General features: G+C 68.4%; 10 protein-coding genes and 2 pseudogenes. 8 read left to right on the top strand and 4 right to left on the bottom strand.

The genetic code is table 11. The features are described from left to right. On the bottom strand, nucleotides 1-221 hold a 221-nt coding region (locus J2X34_RS04005), incomplete at its 3' end, for an enoyl-CoA hydratase/isomerase family protein (protein WP_429516161.1). 228 nt (nucleotides 222-449) lie between these two features. On the opposite strand from J2X34_RS04005, the gene J2X34_RS04000 reads away from it, so the two are divergent. The 3 genes from J2X34_RS04000 to J2X34_RS03990 all read left to right on the top strand — a co-directional run bounded on the left by J2X34_RS04000 (nucleotide 450) and on the right by J2X34_RS03990 (nucleotide 3,195). Beyond that, entirely contained in the window at nucleotides 450-1,229 is a 780-nt protein-coding gene (locus J2X34_RS04000) for an enoyl-CoA hydratase (RefSeq protein ID WP_114724363.1), read from the top strand. Between the two features lie 96 nt (nucleotides 1,230-1,325). Continuing rightward, nucleotides 1,326-2,426, top strand: a complete 1,101-nt coding sequence (locus J2X34_RS03995; RefSeq protein WP_429516160.1) for a CaiB/BaiF CoA transferase family protein — start codon at nucleotides 1,326-1,328, stop codon at nucleotides 2,424-2,426. Between the two features lie 127 nt (nucleotides 2,427-2,553). Next, a complete protein-coding gene (locus J2X34_RS03990; RefSeq protein ID WP_429516159.1) occupies nucleotides 2,554-3,195 on the top strand; it encodes a TetR/AcrR family transcriptional regulator in 642 nt (213 codons plus the stop codon). Between the two features lie 131 nt (nucleotides 3,196-3,326). On the opposite strand, the gene J2X34_RS03985 is transcribed toward J2X34_RS03990, so the two are convergent. Then, on the bottom strand, nucleotides 3,327-3,668 hold the full coding sequence (locus J2X34_RS03985; protein ID WP_429516158.1) for a M20/M25/M40 family metallo-hydrolase: 342 nt from the start codon (nucleotides 3,666-3,668) through the stop codon (nucleotides 3,327-3,329). A gap of 64 nt (nucleotides 3,669-3,732) precedes the next feature. Continuing rightward, nucleotides 3,733-3,921 (bottom strand): annotated as a pseudogene (locus tag J2X34_RS03980) (M20/M25/M40 family metallo-hydrolase); the annotation flags it as partial. On the opposite strand from J2X34_RS03980, the pseudogene J2X34_RS03975 reads away from it, so the two are divergent. Next, nucleotides 3,876-4,142, top strand: a pseudogene (locus tag J2X34_RS03975) (Lrp/AsnC ligand binding domain-containing protein); the annotation flags it as partial. The pseudogenes J2X34_RS03980 and J2X34_RS03975 overlap by 46 nt on opposite strands. Before the next feature lie 100 nt (nucleotides 4,143-4,242). Beyond that, complete coding sequence (locus tag J2X34_RS03970) at nucleotides 4,243-4,716, top strand: Lrp/AsnC family transcriptional regulator (RefSeq protein ID WP_429516157.1); 474 nt, start codon at nucleotides 4,243-4,245, stop codon at nucleotides 4,714-4,716. Between the two features lie 2 nt (nucleotides 4,717-4,718). On the opposite strand, the gene J2X34_RS03965 is transcribed toward J2X34_RS03970, so the two are convergent. Beyond that, the gene (locus J2X34_RS03965; protein WP_114724361.1) at nucleotides 4,719-5,480 is read right to left on the bottom strand and encodes an IclR family transcriptional regulator; all 762 of its coding nucleotides are present in this window, start codon (nucleotides 5,478-5,480) and stop codon (nucleotides 4,719-4,721) included. Nucleotides 5,481-5,549: 69 nt separating this feature from the next. Between J2X34_RS03965 and J2X34_RS03960 the strand changes: the two genes are divergently transcribed. The 3 genes from J2X34_RS03960 to dmpG are packed head-to-tail and all read left to right on the top strand — an operon-like array spanning nucleotide 5,550 to nucleotide 8,343. Next, the gene (locus J2X34_RS03960) at nucleotides 5,550-6,374 is read left to right on the top strand and encodes a 2-keto-4-pentenoate hydratase (RefSeq protein ID WP_429516156.1); all 825 of its coding nucleotides are present in this window, start codon (nucleotides 5,550-5,552) and stop codon (nucleotides 6,372-6,374) included. Further along, nucleotides 6,371-7,315: an acetaldehyde dehydrogenase (acetylating) gene (locus J2X34_RS03955; RefSeq protein ID WP_114724360.1), complete on the top strand. Its 945-nt coding sequence runs from the start codon at nucleotides 6,371-6,373 to the stop codon at nucleotides 7,313-7,315. Before J2X34_RS03960 ends, J2X34_RS03955 begins: the two co-directional genes overlap by 4 nt. Continuing rightward, entirely contained in the window at nucleotides 7,312-8,343 is a 1,032-nt protein-coding gene (dmpG, locus tag J2X34_RS03950; RefSeq protein WP_114724359.1) for a 4-hydroxy-2-oxovalerate aldolase, read from the top strand. The genes J2X34_RS03955 and dmpG overlap by 4 nt, the downstream gene beginning before the upstream one ends. Nucleotides 8,344-8,398 lie beyond the last annotated feature (55 nt).

The raw sequence follows: 8,398 nt of genomic DNA, 5'->3' as shown, positions 1-8,398 counted from the left end.
TTGAGGTCCGCGCCCGCGCAGAACGCGCGTCCGGCGCCGGTGAGGACGATGACCCGCACCTCGTCGTCCGCGTCGGCCTGCTCGAGCAGCGTCCCCACGGCCGTGGAGAGCGCCGCATCGACCGCGTTCAGTGCCCGCGGGCGGTTGAGGGTGATGATCGCGACGCTGCCGCGACGCTCGTACAGCGCGGCGGGCTCAGTGTTGGTCGGCTCGTCGGCCATGGGACTCCTTCAAGATGATCCTACTTACTTAACGATCGCTAAATTGGTACCATGGCGGGCAGGGAGTGCCGACGGCGGGTGCTATCTATCGCACGCTAAGTTGATCTGATGGGCATCGTGACGCTGCACCGACGCACCGAGTGACTCGGATCGTTCCTTGCGCGAGACTCATCCGCCACTGCTCGAGTGGCCCTCCGAATCTGCAACTGACAACCGAAGGAGCTCACTGTGACAACGACCGAACCGGGTGTCGTCAGTACCGTCGAGGACGGTGTCCTGCGCGTCGTCATCGACCGACCTGCGAGCATGAACGCCGTCCGCACCGAGACGCTGGACGCGATTGCTGATGCGTTCGAGAAGCACTCCGCCGACCCCGATGTTCGGGTCGCAGTCCTTGCCGGCTCCGGTCGTGCGTTCTGCACCGGGGCCGACCTGGCGGGCCTGGACCTCTCCGCTCCGCCGTCGCCGGCAGTGATCGATGCCGCCAACCGGGTCGCCGACACGATTCGCACCTTCCCGCAACCGGTGATCGGAGCCGTCCGGGGCCCCGCCGCGGGAGTCGGTGTGTCGCTGGCATTGGCCTGTGACCTCACGGTGGCATCCGAATCCAGCTACTTTCTACTGGCGTTCACCAGAATCGGCCTGATGCCGGACGGCGGTGCCACCGCGTTGGTTGCCGCCTCGGTCGGGCGGGCGCGGGCGATGGCGTTGGCGCTGTTGGCGGAGCGCCTCGGAGCTGCCGAAGCGTTGGATGCGGGACTCATCGCGCAGGTCTACGCCGACGACGAATTCGACACGGAGGTCGAGGCACTCGCGGGGCGCCTGGCCGCCGGGCCCGCTGTGGCCTTCCGAAAGACCAAGGCCGCGATCAACGCCGCGACGCTCGGACAGCTCGACACGGCCTTCGAGCGTGAGCGGGAGGGGCAACTCGAGTTGCTCGCCGCCGCGGACTTCGCGGAGGGCGTCGACGCGTTCCAGAACAAGCGCGCCGCGCGGTTCGGGCGCTGACCGTAGTCGGTGTCGACACACCGATCGATCGAAACCTCTGAAACCTCTGAACGGTGCCGGTAGTGATCCGGGTGCCGATCGGGAAAGGACTGATTCATGACCGGACCTCTCGACGGGCTGAGGGTGATAGAGCTCGCCGGTATCGGCCCCGGACCGCACGCCGCGATGATCCTGGGTGATCTCGGTGCCGACGTCGTGCGCATCGAACGGCCGAGTTCCAGCACCCCCGACGCACTGGACGGCAATCCGGACCACATGCTGCGCAACCGGCGTTCGGTTGCTGCCGACCTGAAGAACAGCGCCGAGCGTGACATGGTGCTGCGGCTGATCTCGAAGGCCGACGTGTTGATCGAGGGGTACCGGCCCGGTGTGGCCGAACGTCTCGGGCTCGGGCCCGAACCGTGCGCCGAAGTCAATCCGAGGCTGGTCTACGCCCGGATGACAGGTTGGGGGCAGACCGGCCCCATGGCCTCACGGGCCGGTCACGACATCAACTACATTTCGCTGACCGGCGCGTTGCACGCGATCGGGCGGCCGGACGAGCGCCCCGTGCCACCGTTGAACCTGGTGGGCGATTTCGGCGGCGGTTCGATGTTCCTGCTGGTCGGCATCCTGTCGGCGTTGTTCGAGCGACAGCAGTCGGGTCGCGGCCAGGTGATCGACGCGGCCATGCTCGACGGGGTAGCCGTGCTGTCCCAGATGATGTGGGCGATGCGTGGATTCGGTCAGTGGTCGTCGAGCGCAGGTACGAATCTCCTCGACGGTGGCGCGCCGTTCTATGACACGTACGCCTGCGCTGACGGGCGAGCCGTGGCGGTCGGTGCCATCGAGCCGCAGTTCTACCGGGCACTGTTGGACGGGCTGGGGCTCACGGATGCGGACCTGCCGGATCAGAACGACCGGTCCGGTTGGCCGACGTTGCGGGCGAGGTTCTCCGAGGTCATCGCCTCGAAGGACCGCGAGCACTGGATCGACGTGTTCGACGGCACCGATGCGTGCGTGACACCGGTGCTGTCCTTCGACGAGGTCGCCGAGGACTCATATCTCCGAGAGCGCGGCACCCTCGTGGATGTCGACGGCGTCACCCAGGCCGCGCCGGCACCGCGGTTCTCGCGGAGCTCGCCGGGAATGCCGACCCCGCCGCGGCCGGTGGGGGCAGACGGCCCCGACGTTTTGCGGGAGTGGTTGGGGCACTGACTCTCCGGTGTCCGGGCCGGTCGGCGGTACCGGAGCCGATCGGAAATCGAAGGACGCTCGAGTAATCTCGGATCATCAGCACAACGTGAACGATAGGTGTGGTCAGGTGGCGAAGTTGTCGACAGACGTGGCTGAAGATGCAGATGATCCGGGTGACTGGTGCAGCCTGGAGCGGTTGGAGCTGACGCCCATTCTGTCGGCGTCGCTCGACGCCTTCTACGAGTCGGGCTTCCACGGGGCATCGGTGCGGGAGATTGCTCGTCGGGTCGGCGTCACCGTCCCGTCCCTGTACTACCACCACCAGAGCAAGGAAGGATTGCTCATCGCGCTTCTCGAGCGCAGCATCGGGGACCTGCATTCCCGGTCGCTCGCTGCGAACGCCGCAGGCGACGACGATCCGGTACAGCGCTTGGCCAACGTGATCTTCACGATCGTGTTGCAGATGACCAACCGTGCACTGCTGGCTGCTCTCGAGGGCGAAGCGCGGTACCTGGGGCCGGAGAACTGGGAGCGCTACCGCGCGGTGCGGAAGGGCGTCGAGGGCCTGGTGCTCGACATCGTGAATGACGGAAACGGGACCGGGGAGTTCGACGTGGACGATCCCGCCGAGACCACCCGGGCGATTCTCGGTATGTGCCAGGTGATTCCCCGGTGGTACCACGCGGAGGGCATGCACAGCCCGGAGGTAGTCGCCCGGAAGTACGTCGTGATCGCTCTGAGGATGGTCGGTGCGACCCGGGTACCGGACATGCCCGAGGTCTCGGGGTAGGCGGCGCGACCAACGGGGTGGGCTGAAAGTCTCGGCAGCACGAGATTCAGGTGGCGCATCTCGAAGGGACTGCTGGCCACGTGATCCCGTCCCCGGCCCGCGTGGGGAAAACGTGCGGACCGGGGACCGGATCAGGCTGCCTGTTCCGGGGCCGCCACAGCCAGTCGGCGCAGCGCCAGTTCGCTGTAGAGGGCGGCGCCGTCGCCGAGGACGCCGTCATCGAACTCCGCGAGCGGCGAATGGTTGTACGCGGCCGCCGTCGGATCCCGGTCCGCGGGGCACGCGCCGAGGAACACGAACGCGCCCGGAATCTCGTTCAGCACCCGCGAGAAATCCTCGGACAAGCTCGCCGGGTCCGGTTGCCACGCGAACCGTTCCGGGCCGTGCACCTGCGAGACGACATCGGCGACGAACTCGGCCTCGGTGTCGTCGTTGACGGTCACCGGATACTGCTCGGAGTAGTCGACGTCCACGCGCAGGCCTCACGTGCAGACCGTACGCGGCCACCGGACGCGTGCCGGACGCCTCGAGGACTCCTTCTGCCAGCATGTGTCCGGCACCGTCGTATCCCTCCTCGCCCGGCTGGAACATGAACACGATGTCGCCGGCGAGGTTCTCGCGCCGCGCCGACAGCAGGTGCGCGGCGCCCACCAGCATCGACGTGTGCAGGTCGTGTCCGCATGCGTGTATGTGTCCCGGGACCGTCGAGGCGTAGTCGATGTTCACGCGCTCGCCCACCGGGAGCGTCGGCCTGGGTCACGGCGCATCCCGCAGGGCCGCAGCCGGCCGCGCTCGTCGAGATCGAGTGCGAGGCCGGACAGGTGCTCGCGACCGCCGAGGCCCTGGTGCGGTGGCCGCACGTGCTGACCGTCGAACACGCCAGTGGCTCAAGGGATCTGCTACTCACCGTCAGCGTGCCCGACCTGGCGTCGCTGGCGGGCATGCTGCTGACCTCCGTCGAGTCGCTTCCCGGAATCCGATCGACCCGAACGCATCTCGTGATCCGTCCGTACGCGATGGGCGGCGACTGGCAGTTGCAGGCCCTCGATGCGGACCAGCGTGCCCCTCGCCGACATCGCGGCGGAAGTCGACTGCAGGGTCAGTACCGCACGCCGCCGACTGAACGCGCTACTGGACCGGCACGCGGTGCTGCTGCGTTGCGATGTCGCGCAACCGCTCTCGGGATGGCCGGTCTCGGTGTGGATGTGGGCCCGCGTGCCGGTCGACGAATGCGACGACGTGGCCAAGCGTCTGTCCGCGTGGCCGGAGACCCGTGCGTGCCTCGTCGTCACCGGCGCGCCGGCCAACTTCTTCTACTCGGTGTGGGTCCGTTCGCTCGAGGACGTGCACCGCGTGGAGCAACTGCTGCGGCGGGCGGTGCCGTCGCTCGAGATTCTCGACCGCTCCATCACCCTCCGGTTCTTCGAGCGGATGGGGCGCATCCTCGACGACGTCGGGCGCAGCGTCGAGTGCGTTCCTATGGACGTCTGGTCGGATCCGGTGGAGGCGGCGCGGGGCTGACGTCAGCGGAGCCGCTCGCGGCGGGACATGGTGCTGCGCAGCCCCTCGGCGGCCGCCCGGACGGCGTCGACCTGGCTCTCGGGCCGGTAGCGGTTGGTGGGCCCGGTGACGCTGATCGCCGCGACGATGCGGTCGTCGGGTCCGAAGACCGGTGCCGCCACGCACGCGATGCCCAGCGCCGACTCCTCGCGCTCGAAGGCCACCCCGGTCTCCACCACCTTGTCGAGCTGGCCGCGCAGGATTCCCGGCGCCACGACGGTGTGCGGGGTCCTTCGGACCATCGGGGAGGAGAGGACCTCGCGGCGCAGCTCCGGATCGGAGTTCGCGAGCAGTGCCTTGCCGATTGCGGAGCAGTGCAGGGGGATCCGTCCGCCGGTGCGTGACGGGGCGTTCGCCTGGCGGTGGCCGCCGATCTTCGCGACGTAGACCACGTCGTGGCCGTCGCGCACCCCGAGGTGCACGGTCTCGTGGGTGCGCTCGTACAGGTCCTGCAGGAACGGCATCGCCATCTCGAGCAGGCTGCGCTCGAGCGAGGCGAGCATGCCGAGTTCGAACAGGCCGCCGCTGAGGCGGTAGCCGTCGTCCACGCGGTCGAGCAGTCGGTTCGCGACCAGTTCCTTCGCGAGGCGGTGCACGGTCGCCTTGTGCAGTCCGGTCCGGCGGACCAGCTCGGCGAGGGAGACCACGTGGTCCTCGGGGCGGAAGGCACGCAGGATCGTCACCGCCTTGCCGAGGACCGTGTCGAGGTTGGTGGCTCCGGTCATGCATCGAGCGTATCGCTGAGTGAGACGAAAGGTTGGCCTGCGGGGCTTCCGCCCAGCACAGTAGGCGTCATGAGCCAGCCCACGAACTCCACCGCGGTGAGCGAGTCCGCTATCGCCGCTGCCGCGGAACGCCTCGCGTCGGCCGCTGCGGCCGGTGTGCCCTGTGCGCCCATCCGCGACCTGATCGGCGCCGACGACCTCGCGGCCGCGTATGCCGTGCAGAACCGCGTCAACGACCTGCGCATGCAGGCGGGCGCCGTCGTCGTCGGCCGCAAGATCGGCCTCACGTCGGAGGCTGTCCAGCAGCAGCTCGGCGTCAACCAGCCCGATCTCGGCGTCCTGTTCGACGACATGCAGTTCGCCGACGGTGAAGACATCCCGATGAACGTGCTGATCCAGCCCAAGATCGAGGGCGAGGTCGGCTTCGTGCTCGGCGCCGACCTGATCGACGGACCGCTCGACGCCGCGCAGGTGCGCGACGCGATCGAGTACGCCGTCGCCGCGCTGGAGATCTGCGACAGCCGCATCGAGAACTGGGACATCCGCTTCGGCGACACCGTCGCCGACAATGCGTCGTCCGGCGTCTACGTCCTCGGCACGCAGCGTCGCACGCTCGACGAGTTCGAGCCCAAGGACGTCGTCATGTCGATGGCCGTCGACGGTCGTGAGGTCTCCTCCGGCAACGGTGCAGCCTGCCTGGGCGACCCGATCGAGGCCGTCGTGTGGCTCGCCCAGACCGCACGCGAGCTGGGCCAGCCGCTGCGGGCCGGTCAGGTCATCCTGTCCGGTGCGCTCGGCCCGATGGCACCGGTCCAGGCCGGCAACGTCGTCACCGTCTCCGTGTCCGGACTCGGTGTCGTGACCACCCGTTTCAAGGAAGGAACCGAGGCATGAGCAAGGTCAAGGTCGCGATCATCGGATCGGGCAACATCGGCACCGATCTGATGATCAAGGTGCTGAACCATTCGGAGCACCTGGAGATGGGCGCGATGGTCGGCATCGACCCGGCATCCGACGGTCTCGCGCGCGCCGCGTCCATGGGCGTGCCGATCACCGCCGAGGGCGTCGAGGGCCTCGTCGGCCTTCCCAACTTCGACGAGATCGACATCGTCTTCGACGCGACGTCGGCGAAGGCTCACGTCGTCAACGACGCGCGTCTGCGCCCGCTGGGCAAGCGCATGATCGACCTCACCCCCGCCGCGATCGGCCCGTTCGTCGTGCCCGCCGTCAACGGTGACGAGCACCTCGACGCCACGAACGTCAACATGGTGACCTGCGGTGGCCAGGCCACGATCCCGATGGTCGCGGCCGTCTCCCGGGTCGTCCCGGTTGCCTACGCCGAGATCGTCGCGTCGATCGCGTCGAAGTCCGCCGGCCCGGGCACCCGCGCCAACATCGACGAGTTCACCGAGACCACGTCCAGTGCGATCGTGTCCGTCGGTGGCGCCAAGCGCGGCAAGGCGATCATCATCCTGAACCCGGCCGAGCCGCCGCTGATGATGCGCGACACGGTCTTCTGCCTCGTGGACGCGTCGGACCCGGCCACCCACGACCAGATCCGCGAGTCCGTCGCGAAGATGGTCGGCGACGTCTCGGCGTACGTGCCCGGCTACCGCCTCAAGCAGCAGGTCCAGATCTCGGAGATCCCCGCAGATCAGCCGGTCGAGACCCTGATCGACGGCGGCAATCGCCCGACCCACCAGGTGTCGATTTTCCTCGAGGTCGAGGGCGCAGGGCACTACCTGCCCGCCTACGCAGGCAACCTCGACATCATGACCTCTGCCGGACTGCAGATCGCTGAGCGGATCGCCCAGAAGAAGGAAGCCACCCGATGAGCACGAACCCCACCATCTTCGTCCAGGACGTCACGCTGCGCGACGGCATGCACGCCGTGCGTCACCGCATCTCGCCGGAGGACGTCAAGCGCATCGTCAAGGCTCTCGACGCTGCCGGTGTCGACGCGATCGAGGTCGCGCACGGTGACGGACTCGCCGGCGGTTCCGTGAACTACGGCCCGGGTTCCAACACGGACTGGGAGTGGATCGAGGCTGCGGCCGACGTCCTCGAGAACGCCCGCCTGACCACCCTGCTGCTGCCGGGTGTCGGCACCATCGAGGAGCTCAAGCACGCCTACAAGCTGGGTGTGCGCTCGGTCCGCATCGCGACGCACTGCACCGAGGCCGACGTCTCCGCGCAGCACATCGAGACGGCCCGCGAGATCGGCATGGACGTCTCCGGCTTCCTGATGATGAGCCACATGGCACCCGCCGAGGAGTTGGCCAAGCAGGCCAAGCTCATGGAGTCGTACGGCGCGCACTGCGTGTACGTCACCGACTCGGGCGGACGCCTGACCATGAACGGTGTCCGTGACCGCGTCCGCGCCTACAAGGAGGTCCTCAACGAGGGCACCGAGATCGGTATCCACGCGCACGAGAACCTGTCGCTGTCGGTGGCGAACAGTGTCGTCGCCGTCGAGGAGGGCGTCTACCGCGTCGACGCATCGCTCGCCGGGCACGGCGCCGGTGCGGGCAACTGCCCCATCGAGCCCTTCATCGCCGTCGCCGACCTGCACGAGTGGAAGCACGGCTGCGACGTCTTCGCACTGCAGGACGCCGCCGACGACATCGTCCGCCCGCTGCAGGACCGCCCGGTCCGCGTCGACCGCGAGACCCTCACCCTCGGCTACGCCGGCGTGTACTCGAGCTTCCTGCGCCACGCCGAGGCCGCGTCGGCCCGCTACGGCGTCGACGTCCGCACGCTGCTCCTCGAGGCCGGCAAGCGTCGCCTCGTCGGTGGCCAGGAGGACATGCTCGTCGACATCGCGCTGACGCTCGTCGCCGAGCGCGAGGGCCAGAGCGCCTGATCTCGGGCATCTCCCTCTCGGGCGCTGTGACCTTTTCCGGTCACAGCGCCCGAGC

The sequence above is a fragment of the Rhodococcus sp. BE178 genome (assembly GCF_050433545.1).
Lineage (GTDB): Bacteria > Actinomycetota > Actinomycetes > Mycobacteriales > Mycobacteriaceae > Prescottella.
The sequence above is the reverse complement of the archived record's forward strand: the minus strand, read 5'-3'. Positions and strand labels throughout refer to the sequence as shown.

Excerpts from the sequence above, each read along its gene's own strand:
- J2X34_RS03995 (WP_429516160.1), top strand. The coding sequence starts at position 1,326 with ATGACCGGACCTCTCGACGGGCTGAGGGTGATAGAGCTCGCCGGTATC.
- dmpG (WP_114724359.1), top strand. The coding sequence starts at position 7,312 with ATGAGCACGAACCCCACCATCTTCGTCCAGGACGTCACGCTGCGCGAC.
- J2X34_RS03960 (WP_429516156.1), top strand. The coding sequence starts at position 5,550 with ATGAGCCAGCCCACGAACTCCACCGCGGTGAGCGAGTCCGCTATCGCC.
- J2X34_RS03970 (WP_429516157.1), top strand. The coding sequence starts at position 4,243 with ATGCGGACCAGCGTGCCCCTCGCCGACATCGCGGCGGAAGTCGACTGC.
- J2X34_RS03965 (WP_114724361.1), bottom strand. The coding sequence starts at position 5,480 with ATGACCGGAGCCACCAACCTCGACACGGTCCTCGGCAAGGCGGTGACG.
- J2X34_RS03955 (WP_114724360.1), top strand. The coding sequence starts at position 6,371 with ATGAGCAAGGTCAAGGTCGCGATCATCGGATCGGGCAACATCGGCACC.